The sequence below is a fragment of the Streptomyces sp. NPDC054786 genome, assembly GCF_053611685.1.
On the sequence record NZ_JBSHAW010000079.1, the window covers coordinates 1 to 19,942 of the forward strand.

Sequence of the window (19,942 nt, forward strand, 5' to 3'; positions counted from 1 at the left end):
CGCCGACGCTCCGCGTCGACTCCCTCCTCCGCCTTGCGATCGCACGAACCAGACCCCGCTCCCTGATCCGCCCTGATCCAAACGACACGCCCTAGTCGTCCTTGCGCTCCTTGGGCGGCCGCCCGCGCCGCGGAATCGCCCCCGTCCCCCGGGGCAGCCGCCCCGCCTCCGACAGCGCCTTGCGGAGCAGGAACTCGATCTGTGCATTGGCGCTGCGCAGCTCGTCGTCGGCCCACCGTGCCAGCGCGTCATGGATCAACGGGTCCAGCCGCAGCAGTACCTGCTTGCGCTGCTGCGGCCGTCGCGCGGGGGCCCGCCCGCTCTCGGCGTCGGGCCCCTCGGGGTGGTCGGTGCTCATGCCGGAGCCTCGCTTCGCCCGGCCCCGCGGCCGCTCGGCGCGCGCCTCTTCGTGGTTCGCCCGCTCACTGGTAGAGGGAGCCCGTGTTCAGGACCGGCTGGGCGGCCCGGTCGCCGCACAGCACCACCATCAGATTGCTGACCATGGCCGCCTTCCGCTCCTCGTCCAGCTCGACGATGCCCTGCTGGCTGATCCGGTCCAGCGCCTGCTCGACCATGCCGACCGCACCCTCGACGATCTGCTGGCGGGCCGCGACCACCGCGCCGGCCTGCTGCCGCTGCAGCATCGCGGAGGCGATCTCCGGGGCGTAGGCGAGGTGGCTGAAGCGGGACTCGATGATCCGTACGCCGGCGGCCCGGACCCGTGCGGTCAGTTCGAGGGCGAGCTTCTCGGTGATCTCCTCGGCGTTGCCGCGCAGGGAGAGGGCGTCCTCGTCGTGCGCGTCATAGGGGTACTCGATGGCGATGTGCCGGACGGCCGCCTCGGTCTGGGTGGCGACGAACTCCAGGAAGTCGTCGACCTCGAAGAGCGCCTGCGCGGTGTCCTCGACCTGCCAGACCACGATCGAGGCCAGCTCGATCGGGTTGCCGTAGGCGTCGTTGACCTTGAGGACCGCGGTCTCGTGGTTGCGCACCCGGGTGGAGATCTTCCGGGCGGTGGTGAGCGGGTTGACCCAGCGCAGCCCGTCGGTGCGGATGGTGCCGGCATAGCGCCCGAAGAGCTGGATGACCCGGGCCTCGCCGGGCGCGACCATCTTGACGCCGGTCATGCAGAAGAACGAGCCGAGCAGCAGCAGGACGCCGACGATGACCATCGGCGCGGCGACCGCGTCGTTGCCGCCGGAGCCGAGTATGCCGCCGACGCTGATCACGGCGATGCCCAGTGCGACGCCGAGCACGGTCAGCAGCAGGGCCACGCCGCCCGGAATGCTGTGCGCCGAGAACTCGCGGACCTGCGGACGGGGCATCTCGGGAGCGTCGACGGCGAGGTCCCCGTCGGGGCCGGCGGAGCGGTCGGCCGGTGTCTGATCGGACATGGAATCCCCGTTTCTCCAAGTGCGGCACGTGATGTCGGCCGCACTGCGTGATGTCACTGATCTAGCAAAGTGATAGCACTTTAAGCCCCGGGCCCGCCCGGTGTCCAGGGGTCGTACAGGGGCCGGCCTGCGGTAAGCCCCCAGGCGAGGCCGTGGCGACGCGCAAAACCCACCCCCTGGTTCCGTCGTGCCGGGTGCTGTTTGTCACGTCAGGAAAAGCCTTGATCGATGAGTATTTGTTGACAGATGCGGTGTTAGCTTCAACAGCTGAGTTGCTGGGGGCGGAACGACTGGAGTTGCTGAAGCGATGGGCCGAGCGGAAGCGAGACGGGCGCGGCAGAAGAGCGCCCGCCGAGCCAAACCGAAAGACAAGAAGTCCGGCATACGCCGCTTCTTCACCTGGAAGAAGCTCCTCGGAGCATTCCTCGGGGTGTGCCTGCTGGGCATCCTCGGCTTCATCGGCCTGTATCTGTACGTGGACATCCCCAAGGGCAACAACGAAGCCAAGCTGCAGAGCAACGTCTACAAGTACGCCAATGGCAAGGTCATGGCGCGTACCGGTCTGCGCAACCGCGAGAACGTCCCGCTCAACCGCATACCCAAGGACGTCCAGCGCACCTTCGTCGCCGCCGAGAACAAGAACTTCTTCCACGACTCCGGCGTCGACCTGATGGGCACGATGCGTGGCATCTTCAACACGCTGATGGGCCACGGCAAGCAGGGTGGTTCGACGATCACCCAGCAGTACGTCAAGAACTACTACCTGAGCCAGGAGCAGACGGTTTCCCGCAAGCTCCAGGAGATCGTCATCTCGCTCAAGGTGGACAACAAGTTCAGCAAGGACGACATCCTCGCCGGCTACATCAACACCAGCTACTACGGCCGCGGCGCCTACGGCATCCAGGCCGCCGCACAGGCCTACTACGGCGAGGACGTCGAGAAGCTCACCGTCTCGCAGGGCGCCTACCTGGCCTCGCTGCTCCAGGCGCCGAGCCAGTACGACTGGACCAGCGCGACCCCGTCCGGGCGGAAGCGGGTCCAGGAGCGCTGGGCCTACACCCTCGACAACATGGTCGAGATGAAGTGGCTCTCCGCGGAGGACCGCCGCAAGCAGACGTTCAAGAAGCCGAAGGACCCCAAGCCGCCGCCCGGTGTGAGCGGCCAGAACAGCTACCTCATCGAGCAGGCCAAGCAGGAGCTCTTCGCCCAGGGCGTCGACGAGAAGCAGTTCTCGGCCGGCGGCTGGACGGTCACCCTCGGCATCGACAAGAACAAGCAGAAGGCGCTGGAGAAGTCCGTCAAGCGCAAGCTGCTCGACGACCTCGACGCCAAGAAGCGCAAGGTGGACGGGGACGCCCAGCTCGGTGCCACCTCGGTGGATCCCAAGACCGGCCACATCGTGGCGATGTACGGCGGCGAGGGCCCGCCGAAGCACTACCGGAACAACGCCACCCGCACCGACTACCAGGCCGCCTCCACCTTCAAGCCGCTGATCCTGGCCTCGGCGATGGAGAACAACGCGGTCACCCAGGACCGCGTGCCGATCACCCCGAACACGATCTACGACGGCCGTAACCGCCGTCCGGTCGTCGGCGGCAACATCGCCTTCGCGCCGCCCAACGAGGACGAGCGCGAATACGGGAAGATCAGCGTCCAGACGGCGACCAACAACTCCGTCAACGCGGTCTTCGCGCAGATGGGCGCGGACGCCGGCCTGGACGCGGTCAAGAAGACCGCGGTCAGCCTCGGCATGTCCGACACGATGGACGTCAAGCCCGCCATGACCCTGGGCACCATGGGCGCCAGCCCGCTCCAGATGGCCGGGGCCTACGCCACCCTCGACAACCACGGCAAGAAGGTCACCCCGACGCTGGTCACCCGGGCCTCGCACAGCATCAACGGGGTCGACACCAAGGTCCCGCTGAAGAACCCGATCGGCGACCAGGTGCTCAGCCCCAAGACCGCCGACACCGTCACCTCCGTACTGACGGGTGTGGTCAACGACGGCACCGCCTCACAGGCCGTGAAGAACACCGCCTACAAGGCGGCCGGCAAGACCGGCACCTCCGACGACGACAAGTCGGCGTGGTTCGTGGGCTACACGCCCAAGCTGGTCACCGCCGTCGGCATGTTCGGCGAGTCCCCCCAGGGCGGCCGGCAGGTCACCCTCAAGGGCACCGGTGGCGACGGCCGGGTCAACGGCGGCGGCTACCCGGCCCGGGTGTGGGCGGACTACACCGAGTCGGCGCTGGGCGGCAACACCGGCGCGGACTTCGAGCTGGACACGGACCTCGGCGCCGGGGTGCCCCCGACCCCCACCCCGACCCCGAGCCACTCGACGTCGCCCAGCCCGAGCCCGTCCCAGACACCGAGCGATTCGCCGTCGCCGACCCCCTCGGCGCCGAGCGGGTCTCCCTCGCCGTCCCGGAGCGGACGGCCGAGCCCGCCCCTCCCGTCCGACTCCGGCTCGCCGAACGGCGGGGTGGACGGCGGCGCCGGCGGTGACGGCAACCCGACCGGCGGCAATGGGAACGGCGCCGGCGGCAACAGCGCCGACAGCCTGCCCGGCTTCCACTGACGCCGCTCCGAGCGCACCGCACCGCGGCCCCCGCCTCTCCGGCGGGGGCCGCGGTGCTTGTGCGGAGCGGTGGCGCCTCAGCCGCCGTTCACCTTGTGGGCGATCCGGTCGCCCACGTTCTTGTCGATGTTGCGCCAGTACTGGAGCGCGCGGTCCAGCACCGGACGGCTGACGCCGTTCAGGAGATGGCCGGACACATTGCTGACGAGCCGGTCGCGGGCCGCGTCGTCGAGGACCTGGCGGACCATCGTGCCCGGCTGGCCGAAGTCGTCGTCGTCCCGGCGCAGCGTGTAGGCCTCGCGCACCATCTCGCCGCCGGTCTCCCAGCCCGCGGGCTCCCCGTAGCGCAGGGTGTCCGCCGCCGGGCCGCCGTAGCTGTTCGGCGCGTAGGGCCGGGCCGTGCGGGCCGGCTCGTACCGCATCGGGCCGTCCTTCGCGTACGAGTGGACGGGGACGTGCGGCCGGTTGGGCGGCAACTGCGCGTAGTTCGGGCCGATGCGGTAGCGGTGGGTGTCCGCGTAGGAGAACAGCCGGCCCAGCAGCATCTTGTCCGGCGACGGGCCGACGCCCGGCACCATGTTGGACGGTTCGAACGCCGCCTGCTCGATGTGGATGAAGTAGTCCTCCGGGTTCTTGTTGAGCGTCATCCGCCCGACCTCGATCAGCGGGTAGTCGCCGTGCGGCCACACCTTGGTCAGATCGAACGGGTTGAACCGGTAGTCCGGGGCGTCCGCGAACGGCATGACCTGCACATACAGCGTCCACGACGGAGCGTTGCCGCCGTCGATGGCCTCGAACAGATCGCGGCGGTGGTAGTCGCCGTCCTCGCCGGCGATCCGGTCGGCGTCCTCCTGGGTGAGGAAGTCGATGCCCTGGTCGGTCTTGAAGTGGTACTTGATCCAGAACTTCTCGCCGCCGGCATTGACCCACATGTAGGTGTGCGAGCCGTAGCCGTTCATGTGGCGGTAGGTCTTGGGAATGCCGCGGTCGCCCATCAGCCAGGTGACCTGGTGGGCGGACTCCGGCGACAGCGTCCAGAAGTCCCACTGCATGTCGTTGTCGCGCATCCCGTTGTCCGGGCGGCGCTTCTGCGAGCGGATGAAGTCCTGGAACTTGATCGTGTCCCGGACGAAGAAGACCGGGGTGTTGTTCCCCACCAGGTCGTAGTTGCCGTCCTCGGTGTAGAACTTCAGGGCGAAACCACGGGGGTCGCGCCAGGTGTCGGGGGAGCCCTGCTCACCCGCGACGGTCGAGAAGCGGGCCAGCATCTCGGTGGTCTTGCCCGGCTGGAAGAGATCCGCCGTGGTGAACTGGCTGACGTCATTGGTGACTTGGAAGAAGCCGTAGGCGCCGGCGCCCTTGGCGTGCACCACCCGCTCGGGGACCCGTTCGCGGTTGAACTGGGCCATCTTCTCGATGAGGTAGTGGTCCTGGAGCAGGATGGGGCCGTCCGGACTCACAGTGAGTGAGTGCTCGTCGCTCTCCACCGGAATGCCGGCGTTGTTCGTCGTGCGCGGGACGTTTTGCGCGGTGCTGGACATGGAGGAGTGCCTCCTGTTTCGACGACTGGGAGTAGGGGTCGGTCAGTCCCGAATTGGGGCGGTCAGTCCCTTACATCCACCCAAGCAGTCAACTACCCCGACGGCACGTCGGCAAAAGTTGGACCCCATCCGATCTCAGACGGGGTCCAATATGTGGGATGTGGCGGCCGGGCGTCAGCGGCGCGGGGCTCCCGGAGGCATCGTCAGCTCGAACCAGACGACCTTTCCCATGCTCAGACGGGTCGCGCCCCAGCGCCGCGCCATCCGGTTGACGAGATAGAGGCCGCGCCCGCCCTCGTCCGACGGCCGGGCCTGGCGCAGCCGCGGCAGCTGCGGAACGTCGTCCCCGACCTCGCAGCGCAGTACGTCCGTTCGCAGCAACCGCAGCGTGATCGGCCGCTCCGCATACCGCACCGCGTTCGTCACCACCTCGCTGACCAGCAGCTCCAGCTGGTCGGTCAGCTCGTCCAGGCCCCAGCGCGCCAGCGCCCGCCGGGCCAGCCGGCGGGCCTGCCCGGCCGTCTGCGCCTTCGGATCCAGATACCAGTACGCGACATCGCTCGGCGCGATCCCGTCGAACCGGGCCGCCAGCAGCGCGATGTCGTCATCGCGGTCGCCGGGCCCCAGCATGTCCAGCACCTCGTCGCACAGCGGCTCCAGCGGCGGCGGATTGGGACCCGTCAGCCGGGCCGTCTCCGCCAGCCGCTCCCGCAGCTGCTCGATACCGGTCCATACGTCCCGGATCCGCGACTCGACCAGACCGTCGGTGTACAGCACGAGCGTCGCGCCCGCCGGGGCGTCCAGCTCCACCGCCTCGAAGTCCACCCCGCCGACGCCGATCGGCGCACCCGACGGCACCCGCAGCACCTCGGCGCGCCCGCCGCGGTGCAGCATCACCGGCGGCGGATGCCCCGCGTTGGCGATGGTGATCCGGTGCGCCACCGGGTCGTACACCGCGTACATGCAGGTCGCCATCCGGTCCGTACCCAGCCGCTGCGCCTGCTCGTCGAGGTGGTGCAGCACCTCCTGCGGCGGCAGATCCAGTCCCGCCAGGGTCTGCGCGGTCGTACGCAACTGGCCCATGATCGCGGCCGAGGTCATCGAATGCCCCATGACATCGCCGACGACCAGCGCCACCCGGCTGCCCGGCAGCGGGATCGCGTCGTACCAGTCACCGCCCACCCGGGCCGTCTCGGCGGCCGGCAGATAGCGGCTGGCCAGCCGGACCCCGGTCGGCTGCGGCAGCGAGTCCGGCAGCATCGTGCGCTGCAGCGCGTCGGCGATATATGCCTCGCGGCCGTAGAGCACCGCCTTGTCCACGCCCAGCGCGGTGTGCGTCGCCAGCTGCGCGGCCACCAGCAGATCGTCCGGTTCGAACGCCGGGCGGTCCGGGCGGCGCAGGAACACCGCGGCACCGATCACCCGCCGGCGGCCGCGCAGCGGCGCCAGGATCACCCGGTGGCCGCCGGGCAGCCGCGGATCCGGACCCAGCAGCTCCGGCAGCGCCGTCCGCGCCGCCTGCGCCTCGCCGAACAGCGGCCGTACGCCCCGCAGTACCTCGGCCAGCGGGCCGCCGGGCTCCACCTCGGCCAGCTCCGCCGCGCTGCCGCCCATCGCCGGGCCCAGGTCGGGCTGCGCGGGCAGCACCGGCAGCCGGGCGCCGTTGGTGTCCGGCTCCTCCGGGATCCGGTCGGTACGGCGCAGCCGCAGCACCACCGGCCCGGTCGGGCGCTCATCACCCACCGGCAGCGGATCACGCAGATAGACGAGGATGGCGTCGGCGAACGTCGGCACCGTCGCCCGGCACAGCCCGAGCACGATCTCGTCGAGGTCGATGCCGCGGGCGATCCGCCGCGTCGCCGCCCCGATGAAGCGCAGCCGGTCGCCGCCGGCCTGCCGGGCCGCGGCCACCTCACCGCTCTCGCCCGGATGCGCCGAGCGGGCCGGGGGAGCGGACGGCGGGCCCTGCGGCGGGCCGGCCGGGCCGGGCACCTGGGCCGCGGTGGTCTCCCCGGCAGCCGGCCGCGACGTCGCACCGTGGTCACCCGAGCCCGCGGACCGTCCGGTGTGCGGCGCCGGCGACTGCCCCGGCACCGTCCCGCCCGGCTCGCCGCCGCGCGATCGCGACCGGCCGCCGCCACCCGGACCGCCGCCCTCACGCGGCCGTCCGATGCCCTCGCCGCCGTGCCGCGGGCGCTGCCCGTGGTGCGGCTCCTCGCCCGGCTCCGGCGCCTCGGCACGGCTCACCGCGCCCTGCGCCGCCCGCCGTGCGGCCCGGGCCGTCTCCCGCCCCGCGTCCGCCGCCCCGCCCGGCCGTCCTCCCGCAGGCATGGCCACCTCCCCGTACGTGTCGCCGTACGCCTCCCCGTACGGGATCGAGACGTCCCGTGCGGCGGCATGACCGCCGCTGTGAGCGGCGCTGTGATCACTGGTGCGCCCGTCGGTGTGGCCCGCGGCAGCGCCGTCCGCGTCCGCCGACGGGTCCCGCCGCGCCGCGCCGTGATCCACGGCCGGCTCGTCATCGTGGTGGCCGGCCGACGGACCGGCCGAGGCCGTGACGGCGACACCGGCGAGACCTATGTCGTCACCGCCGCGCACCGCGAACCCGGCGCCGGGCACCGGAGTGAACCCCGCCGCGGCGGGCTGCTGCAGTGCGCTGCGCGGGTCGGGAACCGCGCCGAACGGCGCCGTCCCGGCCGGTCCCCGAGCAGGGGACGCCGAGGGCGCGGCGGTCGAGGCCGACCGCCGCGATTCGTGGGAGGTGGGGTGCTCCGTCACGCGTGGGATTCCATCCGTCCGGGGCTGTGCGCCCGACGCGCCGCGTTCCGAGCGCGCCGCCCGTGCGGGACGCGCCCAACGCGCTGCGTCTCAGGCACGTCGCAGGTGCAGAAAGAGCTGGATCTCGGGTGGTACGTCCGTACTCGACGGGGCGTAGGCATAGGCATCCTCCCCGACGACGTCGAAACCCGCGTCGTGCACGACCCGGCGCAGGTCGTCCCGCAGATAACCCGATACCCGGATCGAGTTGCCCAGGAACGGGATGGTGAAGTCGTCCACATCCGCCTCGACCATGGACAGGGCCAGCAGCCCCTCGGGGCGTAGCAGATCATGGAGCATGCCCAGTGCGTAAGGGATTTCCGCACGGGGCAGCATCAGAAGCGAGAAATAAGCGGCGATTCCGTCGAAGGAGCCGGGGCCGCCGAGCCGGCCGCCGCGCAGATCGGCGATGTCCAGCCGGTGGAAGTCGGCGTCCGGGGCGTTCTCCCGGGCCAGTGCGACCATCGAGGGGGAGAGATCGATTCCCACGACGCGGTGCCCGGCGTCCGAGAGTTGGCGGGCGGTCGGCAGGCCCGTACCGCATCCGAGATCCAGGATGCGCGAGCCGGCGGGCAGGGTTTCGGCCAGCCAGGTGCCCGAGGCGAGCTGGCCCTCCTTGTGGGGGAACGCGTCGTCGTACCGGTCACCGATCGCGTCGAACGCCTCGGCCTGGCCGGCCCGGTCCAGTGCTAACCGGTTCAGCCCCTCGTATCCGTCGTAGTGAGTTGCACTCACGACCTCGCCCCTCCTGCGACCGCGGTCAAGTTCGTTTTCCCGTTCTGGAGTTGCGCCTGTGCAGTCTTGCGGAGGACGATCCTACGTTTGAAGACCCGGGGCGCAGCAAGGGGGCTCGGCCCCGCTCCTCGCCCCGCAGAAAACTGCCGGGCCCATAGGCGCACCTTTCCACGGTTCGCCTCCTTCACTCACGTCTTTCACTTCACTCCCTCACGACCGCAAACGATCCGGTGCGCGGTCCCAGTTGTCCGGGAGCCGGGGGACCCCCCAGGCCGGATCGGGCCGCCAGTCCTCCCAGCCGTCGGCGTACGGCTCACGCCAGGCCGTGATCTGTGCGATCGCGGCCCGGCCCGCCGACCTGACCTCGGCGGCCTGTGCGTCCGTCATCAGCCCGTCCCGCTGCGCCTGCGCGAACTCGTCCTCGTCCCGCCACTCCCAGTGCCGGTCCGGGTAGACGCAGATGTCGAGAAAGTGGTCCTCGGAGTCAATGCCGTCCGCCCAACGGCGGCGCGGCTCCTCCAGATTGACGTACCAGTTCTTGAACTGCCAGCCACGTTCCCAGAACAGCCACACCGACCAGGGGTCGCCGGGGCGGGCCAGTTTCAGCACACCGGTGCCGAACCACTGGTCGTGGGCGGTCCGGCGCGGTTTGGTGTAGCGGGTGGGCAGCGGCTCGCGGTGCACCGGTGTGCCGTCGGCGAGCACCGGCTTGATACAGGGCGTGCCCGGCGCCATCCACACCGCCAGCAGCTCGTCGGTGTCCTGGACAACGGTCATCGGACGACAGATGTGGAACCGTCCGGCGTCGGCATTGTCGCGATAACGCCAGAGGATATGGTCCCCCGGCGCCCAGTGTGACGCTCCCGCCACACCGTCCGCCGCCCGCCTCGCCCCGGCCGTCCCGCGTCCGCCCGGCGTCTCGCCTTCCGTCGTGTCCACCATGTCCGCTGTCATGCGCAGATCTTAGAGGCGCGGCATGACGCGCGCCGTGACATGAGCCGCACGGGGCGTTACAGGCGTGATAATGCGGGCCGCCCCCGGAACCCGCGCGCAACAGGAACCACCGGGTGCGGCACAGGGGCGGTCCCGGCTCAGGGCCGCGTCATCCGCAGCACGTCCAGCGCCTCGTCCAGCTGGTCCTCGCTCAGCACACCGCGCTCGACGTAGCCGCCCTCCAGGACCACTTCACGAATGGTCTTCCGCTCGGCGAGGGACCTCTTGGCGACCTTCGCCGCCTCCTCGTACCCGAGGTACTTGTTGAGCGGAGTGACGACCGACGGCGACGATTCGGCGTACTCCCGCGCCCGTTCCGCGTTCGCGGTGATCCCGTCGACCGTACGGTCGGCCAGCAGCCGGGAGACGCTGGCCAGCAGCCGCACCGACTCCAGCACGTTCTTCCCGATCACCGGCAGCATCACGTTCAGCTCGAAGTTGCCGGCCGCCCCGGCCGCCGCCACCGTCGCGTCATTGCCGGTGACCTGCGCCGCGACCATCAGCACCGCTTCCGGGATCACCGGGTTGACCTTCCCCGGCATGATCGACGAGCCCGGCTGCAGATCCGGCAGCGCGATCTCCCCGAGCCCGGTGCGCGGCCCGGACGCCATCCACCGCAGATCGTTGGCGATCTTCGTCAGCCCGACCCCGATCGTCCGCAGCTGCCCGCTGGTCTCGACGATCCCGTCGCGCGCCCCCTGCGCCTCGAAGTGATCGCGCGCCTCCGTCAGCGGCAGCCCGGTCACCCGCGCCACCTCGGCGATCACCGCGGCCGAGAACCCCGGCGGAGTGTTGATCCCGGTCCCCACCGCCGTACCGCCCAGCGGCAGTTCCGCCAGCCGCGGCAGCGACGCCCGCAGCCGCTCGACGCCGTAGCGCATCTGGGCGGCATAGCCGCCGAACTCCTGCCCCAGCGTCACCGGCGTCGCATCCATCAGATGCGTCCGCCCCGACTTCACGACCTCGCTGAACTCCTCCGCCTTGCGCTCCAGGGACTCCGCCAGATGCTCCAGCGCCGGGATGAGGTCGTTGAGGACCGCGGAGGTCGCCGCGACATGGATCGAGGACGGGAAGACGTCGTTGGACGACTGGCTGGCGTTGACATGGTCGTTCGGGTGGACCTCCCGGCCCAGCCGCTCGCTCGCCAGCGTCGCGATGACCTCGTTGGTGTTCATGTTCGACGACGTCCCGGACCCCGTCTGGAACACATCGATGGGGAAGTGGTCGTCCCACTGCCCCTCCGCGACGGCTGCGGCGGCCTGCTGCACGGCCTGTGCGATGTCCTTGTCCAGGACCCCCAGCTCGCCGTTCACCTTGGCGGCCGCCCCCTTGATCCGGGCCAGCGCCTCGATGTGGGCCCGCTCCAGCCGCTGCCCCGAGATCGGAAAGTTCTGCACCGCACGCTGCGTCTGCGCCCGCCACTTCGCATGCGCGGGCACCCGCACTTCACCCATGGAGTCGTGCTCGGTCCGAAAGCCGTCGGAGTCGCCGAATGCGCTGTTGTCACTCATACCTATGTCAGTGCCCGGGGGCGGCGATCTGTTCCCGGGCACCGGCGTAAGTCACCTGCCTGAGCGCCTCCGGCGGCGGATGTGGCCCCGGCCCTCGTCACTGGCCCACCCGTCCGTCGACGCACTCGCGCAACAGGTCGGCGTGCCCGCAGTGACGGGCATACTCCTCGATCCTGTGCACCATCAGCTCCCGCACGGCGATCCCGTCCTTCCCCAGACGCTCGCTCAGATCCGGGTGCTCGGCCAGCGCGGCGTCGGTCGCGGCCTGTTCGCGCGCCATATCGGAGTACGCGGCGTCCACCTCGGTCTGCTCGGCGACAGCGCCGTCGAAGTCCGCGTCCCTCTTGCCGTACAGCTTCGGCAGTGGGTCACCGTCGCTGATCCAGTTGCGCCAGTCCCGTTCCACCTCGGCGAGGTGCCGAAGCAGGCCGAGCAGCGACATGGTCGACGGCGGCACCGCCCGACGGGCCAGTTGCTCCGGGTCCAGGCCCTCGCACTTCATCCGCAGGGTCATGCGGTAGCTCGTCAGGAAGTCCTGCAGCGTCGCGAGCTCGCCGTCCGGACTGACTCCTTCGCTGTTGCGGGGGTCGTCGTCCGGGTCGGCCCACATGTCGGGGTAGACGGTCGCCCGGCTCCATCGTGCGAGTTGGTCACTCATGCGTCCCATGTTCGTCCGCGAGGGCCCAGGCTCGCTAGTGCTCCGCGTTTGAAGTGTTCTGCACGGTCGGCGCGGCCGGTTGTCCGCGCCTGATGCCTGGGCCGGCCCAACCTCCCGTCCGGGCAACCGTCTTGAGCGACTGCTCAAAACGCTCTACGCTGCGTTTTGAGCAGTCGCTCAAACGCCTGGGATGGGGGAAGCCGCATGGGGCTGTACGTGGAGGCTCGTATCCGCGCCGGGATCGACGAGGTATGGGACCGCAGTCAGCTGCCGGACCGGCATCAACGCTGGGACCTGAGGTTCAGCGAGATCGACTATCTGCCGTGCGCACCCGGGGAGCCGCAGCACTTCCGCTACGCCACCCGCGTCCTGCCGTTGCTCACGGTCGACGGCACCGGCGTCTCGGCCGGTGAGCGGAACCGGCCCGACGGCACCCGGACTTCCGCCCTCCGCTTCTTCTCGGCGCACCCGCTGTCGCTCATCGAGGAGGGCCGCGGGTACTGGCGGTACGTCCCGGACGGCGAGGCGCTGCGGTTCCTCACCGGATACGACTACCGGCCGCGCTGGGGACGCTTCGGACGGGTCGTCGACCGGCTCCTGTTCCGGCCGCTCATGGGCTGGGCCACGGCCTGGTCCTTCGACCGGCTGCGGCTGTGGTGCGAGCGCGGGATCACCCCCGAGCGGTCGCTGCGCCACGCCCTCGCGGAGCTGTGCGTCCGGATCGCCGTTGTCGTCGCCACGGTGGCCGTGATCCCCGTCGCCGTACCGGCCGTGGCGGCCGCCGCGCTGCTGCTGCCGCCCCTGCCCGTCACTCCCGCGGCTCGCCGCTGTCTGCGCCGCCCGCCGGAGCGGGCCGCCGGACGCAGCGGGAGCGCCGCCGCCCCGACCGCCCTCCTCGCCACCCTGGAGCAGTCATGACCTCGATATTCCAGCGCGCCCTGGGCGCCGACTTCGACCGGCTCCACCCGAAGATCCGGCGGCGCTTCTCCGTCGGGCTCGACAGCGGTGAGGCGTGCATCGGGCGGGGCACGATGGAGCGGATCTGGCACGGCCGCAGCTTCGTCCGGCCGTTCCTGGCCCTCGGCGGCAGCCGCAACATCCTCGTCCCGCAGGCCGGCCGGGACATCCCCTTCACCATCGAGAACGTCCCGTACACGGACTCCTTCGGCCGCGAGACCGTCACCTTCGTCCGGACCTTCTCCTTCCCGCGCCGCTCCCGCCGCTTCGACGCCACCATGGTGTTCAGCCCCGAGCGCGGCTGTGTCGTCGACTACCTCGGCACCCACCAACACCTCGCCACCGACCTGCACTTCGCGGTGGACGGCAGCGGGGCCCTGCTCATCCGCTCCGGCGAGCACCGCTTCCGGGAGGGGCCGGTCGACGTCCGGGTGCCGGACCTGATCGGGGGCGATGCCGTGGTGCGCGAGTCGTACGACGAGGCGGCCGGGCGTTTCCGCATCCAGGTGCGGGTCGGCAACCGGCGGTTCGGCCCGCTCTTCGGCTACGAAGGGTCCTTCTCCGCCGAGTTCGTGGACGTCGCCGAGCGCGGAGTGCGCGCCGGGCTGCGGCCGGTGCGCGAGGAGTCGCGGGCGTGAGTGCCGATACCCGTACAAAACTGCTCGCCGGTGCGCTGCGGACGGTCACCGAACAGGGCATCGCCAAGACCTCGGCCCGCAGTATCGCCGCCACGGCAGGCGTCAACCAGGCCCTGGTCTTCTATCACTTCGGCAGCGTCGACGAACTCCTCGCCGCCGCCTGCCGGTACGGCGCGGAGCAGCGCGTCACGCTCTACCGCGAGCGCCTCGCCCGGGTCGGCAGCCTCGCCGAACTCCTGGAACTGGGGCGGGAGCTGCATGCCGAGGAGCGCCCCGGCGGCCATGTCGCCGTCCTCGCCCAGCTCTTGGCCGGGGCCCAGACCCAGCCCCGGCTCGCCCCCGCGACCGCCGCCGGACTCGCCCTGTGGATCGAGGAGATCGAGCAGGTGCTGGCGCGGGTGCTGGCCGGGACGCCGATCGCCGCCTTCGTGGACGTCGCCGGCCTCTCCCGGGCCCTCGCGGCGGGCTTCGTCGGCCTGGAACTGTACGAGGGCGTGGACCCGGAGGGGGCCCTCGGAGCACTGGACGCACTGGAGCAACTGTCCGGGCTCATCGGCGTACTGGAGGACCTGGGCCCGGTCGCCCAGCGGGCCGTACGCGCCCGGCTCCGCCGCAGCACGGCGCGGCGGGCTCAGGCCGTGCCCAGGCCCCTTCGCGGCATTTCTGACGTGGTGGACGCCCGCGGGCAACGGACCTGAGGCGCAAGGGGTTCGAGTGTCCGGGACAGGACAGCGGGACCGGCCCGGACGCGGCGGCGTCCGGCGCGGCCCCGGGAGGCGGCAGAAGAGCCCCCGGCGAAGCGTCGGGGGCTCTGTGGGTCCTGCGGGCGGGTCAGCTTCCCGAGCGCACCGGAATGCTGGTGAACGTGGGCGCCGGCGCCGGGTCCTGGAAGAAGTCGTTGCCCTTGTCGTCGACGACGATGAAGGCCGGGAAGTCCTCGACCTCGATCCGCCAGACCGCTTCCATGCCGAGCTCCTCGTACTCCAGGACCTCGACCTTCTTGATGCAGTCCTGGGCCAGGCGCGCGGCCGGGCCGCCGATGGAGCCGAGGTAGAAGCCGCCGTGCGTGCCGCAGGCGTCGGTGACCTGCTGGGAGCGGTTGCCCTTGGCCAGCATGATCTTGGAGCCGCCGGCCGCCTGGAACTGCTCGACGTAGGCGTCCATCCGGCCGGCCGTGGTCGGGCCGAAGGAACCGGAGGCGTAGCCCTCGGGGGTCTTGGCGGGGCCCGCGTAGTAGACCGGGTGGTTCTTCAGGTACTCCGGCATCTCCTCGCCGGCGTCCAGGCGTTCCTTGATCTTCGCGTGGGCGATGTCGCGGGCGACGACCAGGGTGCCGGTGAGGGAGAGCCGGGTCTTGACCGGGTGCTTGGTCAGCTCGGCGAGGACGTCGTCCATGGGGTGGTTGAGGTCGATGGCGACCGCGTCCAGGTCGGGGCCGGCGCCCTCGGTCAGCTCCTCCTCGGTGGTCTCCGGGAGGAAGCGGGCCGGGTCGGTCTCCAACTGCTCCAGGAAGACGCCCTCGGCGGTGATCTTCGCGACGGCCTGGCGGTCCGCGGAGCAGGAGACGGCGATGGCGACCGGACAGGACGCGCCGTGGCGGGGCAGCCGGACGACGCGGACGTCGTGGCAGAAGTACTTGCCGCCGAACTGCGCGCCGATGCCGATCTTCTGCGTCAGCTCGAAGACCTTCTCCTCCAGCTCCTTGTCCCGGAACCCGTGTCCGGTGGGGGAGCCCTCGGCCGGCAGCTCGTCGAGGTAGTGCGCGGAGGCGTACTTGGCGGTCTTCATCGCGTACTCGGCGCTGGTGCCGCCGACGACGATCGCGAGGTGGTACGGCGGGCAGGCGGCCGTACCGAGCGAGCGGATCTTCTGCTCCAGGAACTTCATCATGGAGGCCTCGTTGAGGACCGCCTTGGTCTCCTGGAAGAGGAAGGACTTGTTGGCGCTGCCGCCGCCCTTGGCCATGAAGAGGAACTTGTAGGCGCCGCCGTCGGTCGCGTACAGCTCGATCTGGGCCGGCAGGTTGGAGCCGGTGTTCTTCTCGTCCCACATCGTCAGCGGAGCCATCTGCGAGTAACGCAGGTTCAGCTGGGTGTAGGCGTCGTAGATGCCGCGGGAGAGGGCCGCCTCGTCGCCGCCCTCGGTCAGGACCTGCTGGCCGCGCTTGCCCATCACGATCGCGGTGCCGGTGTCCTGGCACATGGGCAGGACGCCCGCGGCGGCGATGTTGGCGTTCTTCAGCAGGTCGAGCGCGACGAAGCGGTCGTTGGCGCTGGCCTCGGGGTCGTCCAGGATCGTGCGGAGCTGGGCGAGGTGCGTCGGGCGCAGGTAGTGCGAAATGTCGTGCATCGCCTCGGCGGCCAGCTTGCGCAGCGCCTCCGGCTCGACCTTGAGGAACGTCCGTCCGTCGGCCTCGAAGGTGCTCACGCCCTCCGCGGTGACGAGGCGGTACGGGGTGGTGTCCTCACCTACGGGGAGAAGGTCGGTGTAGGCGAATTCCGGCATCGAAGGTCATTCCTTACTCGGAGAGGTCCGGCTGGCATCTACGGCAGCGCCTCCACAGCGTAGAACCCTGGCGCGCGGACGCCGCTGTGAGGTAAGGCTCAGTCGCCGCGAGACCCGTCCCGTCGACCCCTGGTCGCGATCTATCGCGTTTCGGTACGCTGGGGCCGTGGATGCAGACAACGGGGGACGACCGGGCCCCGAGAACCCGCCCGGACCGCTTCAGAAGCAGGACCAGCGGCAGGAGCGACAGCCGGTGAACATGGCCAAGCCCGCGTCCGCGCCGCCCGCGGTGGCCGAGGGCGACATCCGGGCGTCCGACGCGGACCGCGACCGGGTCGCCGAGATCCTCCGCGAGGCGCTGGCCGAGGGCCGGCTGGACCCGGAGGAGCACGCCGAGCGGATCGACACGGTCTACCGCGCCAAGACGATGGGCGAACTGGAGCCCGTCGTACGCGATCTGCCCGCGGCGGGCGCCGTCCGCGACCGGCCGGGCCCGGACGGGTACGTCTACGGACCCGGCGCCCCGGTGCCGGACCAGAACCTCGTCGCGATCTTCAGCGCCTCGGTCCGCAAGGGCCGTTGGCAGGCTCCCGCGCGGATCAACGCCTTCGCGTTCTTCGGCACCGTCGAAATCGATCTGACCGAGGCGGTCTTCCCGCAGCAGCAGGTCCAGATCAATGTCACGGCCGTCTTCGGCAGTGTGGAGATCCGGGTCCCGGAGAACATCACGCTGCGCAGCAGCGGCTCCGGCATCCTCGGCAACTTCGAGGTCGAGACGCATGACGCCGAGGACGCCAACGCCCCGCAGATCCTGGTCAACGGCTATGCGGTGCTGGGCAGTGTGGAGGCCAAGCCCAAGCGCGGCGCCTGGATCCGCGATCTGCGCGACCGGCTGCGCGACGGGCACCGCGAGTTCCGGCACGAACTCCGTGAGGAGCGGCGTGAGCGGCACCACCAACTGCGCCAGGACCGGCACGAGTGGCAGGAGCGGCTGCGTTCCGAGCGCCGCGAACGCCGGGACCGGTTCCGCAAGGGCATGGGTGGCTGAGGCCGCGGACGGCGATCAGTCACGGCATCGCGGTGGGTGATCCGACGGAGGGGGCGTCACCCGCGATTTTCTCGTTGTCGCACGATCGCCACGGTGTGCATAAGCGTGCGCACAGCGGGTAGGGCTGGTGCATCGTCTCTCGTACGGCTGCGGGGTGCGGAAAAAGGCCGTGCGCAGCGAGACGGGCAAGGGTGATTCTCGCGCCGAAGCCGTCGTCAGGAGTAGACCGTGCTGCTACCGCATCAGCCCCTGCAGGATGCCGCTGTCGTTCCGTCCCAGCAAGTGCCTGCTCGTGACGAGGCCGGCCCCTGGCATTCGGAGGCGGTGTGCCGCCGGGACGAAGCCGGGCTGTTCTTCGCCCCGTCCAAGGAGCCGACCGCCGCGAGGCTGGCCAGAGAAGAGGCCGCGAAGCGGGTCTGCGCCCGCTGTCCCGTGATGGTCGAGTGCCGGGAGCATGCGCTGCTCCAGCCCGAGCCGTACGGCGTCTGGGGCGGTCTGACCGCGGCCGAGCGCCGGGTCGTGCTGACCCGTCGGCGGCGCCGGGAGACCGAACTCCAGCGGGCCGCCCATATGCCTGCGGCCGGCTAGGCGGCCGCGCGAGCGGCTTCGGCCCATAGAGCGCACCCCAGGCGTATGGGCCACTTCGCCCCCGCCGGAGACTCTCCGACGGGGGCGAAGTGTGTGTACGGGCGGGCCGGTTGCACGGGCCGGCCGCGGCGCACGCTAGCTGGGGCGCTCGAAGTCCACCGAGCTGTACGCACGCAGCTTGGACAGCCGGTGCTGGGAGTCGATCTGGCGGATGGTGCCGGACTTGGAGCGCATCACCAGGGACTGGGTGTAGGCGTTCTCGGCGCGGTAGCGCACGCCGCGCAGCAGGTCGCCGTCGGTGATGCCGGTGGCGACGAAGAAGACATTGTCACCGCGGACGAGGTCGTCGATCTCCAGCACCTTGTCCAGGTCGTGCCCGGCGTCCAGCGCGCGCTGCCGCTCCTCGTCGTCCTTGGGCCACAGCTTGCCCTGGAAGGCGCCGCCCAGACACTTCAGCGCACAGGCCGCGATGATGCCCTCGGGCGTACCGCCGATGCCCAGCAGCAGGTCCACGCCGGTGCCCTCGCGGGCCGCCATGATCGCGCCGGCGACATCGCCGTCGGCGATGAACTTGATCCGGGCCCCGGCCTCCCGGACCTCCTTGACCAGGCCCTCGTGGCGGGGCCGGTCCAGGATGACCACGGTGACGTCCTCGACAGCGGACTTCTTCGCCTTCGCGATCCGCTTGATGTTCACGGCCACCGGCGCCGTGATGTCCACGAAGTCCGCCGCCTCCGGGCCCGTGGCGATCTTGTCCATGTAGAAGACCGCGGACGGGTCGAACATCGAGCCGCGCTCGGCCACCGCCATCACGGACACGGCGTTCGCCATGCCCTTGGCGGTCAGCGTCGTCCCGTCCACCGGGTCCACGGCCACGTCGCACTCCGCGCCGGTCCCGTCTCCCACGCGCTCGCCGTTGTAGAGCATCGGGGCGTTGTCCTTCTCGCCCTCGCCGATGACCACGACGCCGTTCATCGAGACGGTGTGGATCAGGGCGCGCATGGCCTTCACCGCCGCGCCGTCCGCGCCGTTCTTGTCACCTCGCCCCACCCAGCGGCCCGAAGCCATGGCACCGGCCTCGGTGACCCGGACGAGCTCCAGGGCGAGGTTGCGGTCCGGGGCCTCGGGGCTGACCTCGAGTTGGGACGGGAGATGATGCTCGCTCATCGAGCGCACCTTTCTGAACGGCGACGGCCGTGAAGGAATGAGGGTGGCTGTGCGGGGGTGCGGGGGTTTCCCCCAGAGGCTCACAGTATCTCCAGGCCGCCAAAATGAGCAGAGGGCCCTTCGCATGAGCGCCCGCAGCGGAGCCGGTCACCTGGGTGTTTGCACAGGTGACGGTCTTGGCCGGGGGGCCTGTCGGGGCCGCGGCGGGCATGGGGGACCATAGGGGCGTGGCAGGTATGCGAGGCAGGCAAACGGTGCGGGACATGGTCCTGTCGCTGGCGGTGATCGGCGCTCTCGTCGGCGCGATCTACATCTTCATCCCGCACGACGAGAGCGCGGACGCGGCGAAGAACGCGGTCAAGGCGGTCGACTACCGCGTCGAACTGATCACGGCCCGGCGGGCGGCGCCCTATCCGGTCGCCGCGCCTCAGGGGCTGCCCAAGACCTGGCGCGCCACCTCCGTCTCGTACAAGGCGAGCGAGGACGGCAAGGGCGGTGCCTGGCATCTGGGGATGCTCGACCCGGAGCAGGAGTACGCGTCCATCGAGCAGAGCGACGCCCTGCCGCGGAAGTTCATCCAGGAGGTCACGCTCGGCGCGACCAAGGCCGAGGGCAAGCAGGCCGTCGGCAGCAAGAAGTGGGACCGCTACAAGGGCGGCAGGTACAACGCGCTGGTCCGCGAGGAGTCCGGGGTGACCACGGTCATCACCGGCACGGCCCCCTACGGGCGGCTTGCCGACCTGGCTGCCGCGCTGGTGGCGAAGAAGGGCTGAACCGCGAAGACACCGATGAGGCCGCCGCACCCGGGAGGG

17 protein-coding genes are annotated in these 19,942 nt (G+C 70.7%); 7 read left to right on the top strand and 10 right to left on the bottom strand.

Going from position 1 to position 19,942, the window contains the following annotated elements; all coding sequences use genetic code 11:
- Positions 1-91: 91 nt before the first annotated feature.
- Both ACWGI6_RS37180 and ACWGI6_RS37185 read right to left on the bottom strand, forming a co-directional pair.
- Entirely contained in the window at positions 92-358 is a 267-nt protein-coding gene (locus ACWGI6_RS37180; RefSeq protein WP_393906807.1) for a hypothetical protein, read from the bottom strand.
- A gap of 64 nt (positions 359-422) precedes the next feature.
- Complete coding sequence (locus tag ACWGI6_RS37185; RefSeq protein WP_453271603.1) at positions 423-1,394, bottom strand: SPFH domain-containing protein; 972 nt, start codon at positions 1,392-1,394, stop codon at positions 423-425.
- A 307-nt stretch (positions 1,395-1,701) separates the two neighbouring features.
- Here ACWGI6_RS37185 and ACWGI6_RS37190 point away from each other — a divergent pair, with 307 nt between their 5' ends.
- A complete protein-coding gene (locus ACWGI6_RS37190; protein WP_453271604.1) occupies positions 1,702-3,972 on the top strand; it encodes a transglycosylase domain-containing protein in 2,271 nt (756 codons plus the stop codon).
- Between the two features lie 77 nt (positions 3,973-4,049).
- Here ACWGI6_RS37190 and ACWGI6_RS37195 read toward each other — a convergent pair whose 3' ends face one another.
- The 6 genes from ACWGI6_RS37195 to ACWGI6_RS37220 all read right to left on the bottom strand — a co-directional run bounded on the left by ACWGI6_RS37195 (position 4,050) and on the right by ACWGI6_RS37220 (position 12,236).
- A complete protein-coding gene (locus ACWGI6_RS37195; RefSeq protein WP_453271605.1) occupies positions 4,050-5,513 on the bottom strand; it encodes a catalase in 1,464 nt (487 codons plus the stop codon).
- Positions 5,514-5,687: 174 nt separating this feature from the next.
- Complete coding sequence (locus ACWGI6_RS37200) at positions 5,688-8,291, bottom strand: SpoIIE family protein phosphatase (protein ID WP_453271606.1); 2,604 nt, start codon at positions 8,289-8,291, stop codon at positions 5,688-5,690.
- 90 nt (positions 8,292-8,381) lie between these two features.
- Positions 8,382-9,065 carry a class I SAM-dependent DNA methyltransferase gene (locus tag ACWGI6_RS37205; protein WP_453271607.1) on the bottom strand — a complete coding sequence of 228 codons (684 nt, stop codon included), beginning with the start codon at positions 9,063-9,065 and terminating at the stop codon, positions 8,382-8,384.
- Positions 9,066-9,275: 210 nt separating this feature from the next.
- On the bottom strand, positions 9,276-10,019 hold the full coding sequence (gene fomD, locus ACWGI6_RS37210) for a cytidylyl-2-hydroxypropylphosphonate hydrolase (protein ID WP_453271608.1): 744 nt from the start codon (positions 10,017-10,019) through the stop codon (positions 9,276-9,278).
- Between the two features lie 137 nt (positions 10,020-10,156).
- Complete coding sequence (locus ACWGI6_RS37215; protein ID WP_453271609.1) at positions 10,157-11,569, bottom strand: class II fumarate hydratase; 1,413 nt, start codon at positions 11,567-11,569, stop codon at positions 10,157-10,159.
- Between the two features lie 97 nt (positions 11,570-11,666).
- Positions 11,667-12,236 (bottom strand): DinB family protein, encoded by a 570-nt coding sequence (locus ACWGI6_RS37220; protein WP_453271610.1) that lies wholly within the window; start codon positions 12,234-12,236, stop codon positions 11,667-11,669.
- 195 nt (positions 12,237-12,431) lie between these two features.
- On the opposite strand from ACWGI6_RS37220, the gene ACWGI6_RS37225 reads away from it, so the two are divergent.
- The 3 genes from ACWGI6_RS37225 to ACWGI6_RS37235 are packed head-to-tail and all read left to right on the top strand — an operon-like array spanning position 12,432 to position 14,520.
- Positions 12,432-13,145, top strand: coding sequence for a hypothetical protein (locus ACWGI6_RS37225; RefSeq protein ID WP_453271611.1), 714 nt, complete (start codon positions 12,432-12,434; stop codon positions 13,143-13,145).
- Complete coding sequence (locus ACWGI6_RS37230) at positions 13,142-13,822, top strand: DUF4166 domain-containing protein (protein ID WP_453271612.1); 681 nt, start codon at positions 13,142-13,144, stop codon at positions 13,820-13,822. Before ACWGI6_RS37225 ends, ACWGI6_RS37230 begins: the two co-directional genes overlap by 4 nt.
- Positions 13,819-14,520, top strand: coding sequence for a TetR/AcrR family transcriptional regulator (locus ACWGI6_RS37235; RefSeq protein ID WP_453271613.1), 702 nt, complete (start codon positions 13,819-13,821; stop codon positions 14,518-14,520). Before ACWGI6_RS37230 ends, ACWGI6_RS37235 begins: the two co-directional genes overlap by 4 nt.
- A gap of 133 nt (positions 14,521-14,653) precedes the next feature.
- On the opposite strand, the gene ACWGI6_RS37240 is transcribed toward ACWGI6_RS37235, so the two are convergent.
- Positions 14,654-16,327 (bottom strand): fumarate hydratase, encoded by a 1,674-nt coding sequence (locus ACWGI6_RS37240; RefSeq protein ID WP_453271614.1) that lies wholly within the window; start codon positions 16,325-16,327, stop codon positions 14,654-14,656.
- 166 nt (positions 16,328-16,493) lie between these two features.
- On the opposite strand from ACWGI6_RS37240, the gene ACWGI6_RS37245 reads away from it, so the two are divergent.
- Positions 16,494-17,375 (top strand): DUF1707 SHOCT-like domain-containing protein, encoded by an 882-nt coding sequence (locus tag ACWGI6_RS37245; protein ID WP_453271615.1) that lies wholly within the window; start codon positions 16,494-16,496, stop codon positions 17,373-17,375.
- A 228-nt stretch (positions 17,376-17,603) separates the two neighbouring features.
- Positions 17,604-17,963, top strand: coding sequence for a WhiB family transcriptional regulator (locus ACWGI6_RS37250; RefSeq protein ID WP_393906827.1), 360 nt, complete (start codon positions 17,604-17,606; stop codon positions 17,961-17,963).
- Between the two features lie 135 nt (positions 17,964-18,098).
- Here ACWGI6_RS37250 and glpX read toward each other — a convergent pair whose 3' ends face one another.
- A complete protein-coding gene (gene glpX, locus ACWGI6_RS37255; protein WP_393906828.1) occupies positions 18,099-19,130 on the bottom strand; it encodes a class II fructose-bisphosphatase in 1,032 nt (343 codons plus the stop codon).
- A 236-nt stretch (positions 19,131-19,366) separates the two neighbouring features.
- On the opposite strand from glpX, the gene ACWGI6_RS37260 reads away from it, so the two are divergent.
- The gene (locus ACWGI6_RS37260) at positions 19,367-19,903 is read left to right on the top strand and encodes a DUF4245 domain-containing protein (protein ID WP_453271616.1); all 537 of its coding nucleotides are present in this window, start codon (positions 19,367-19,369) and stop codon (positions 19,901-19,903) included.
- The last annotated feature ends 39 nt before the right edge of the window (positions 19,904-19,942 follow it).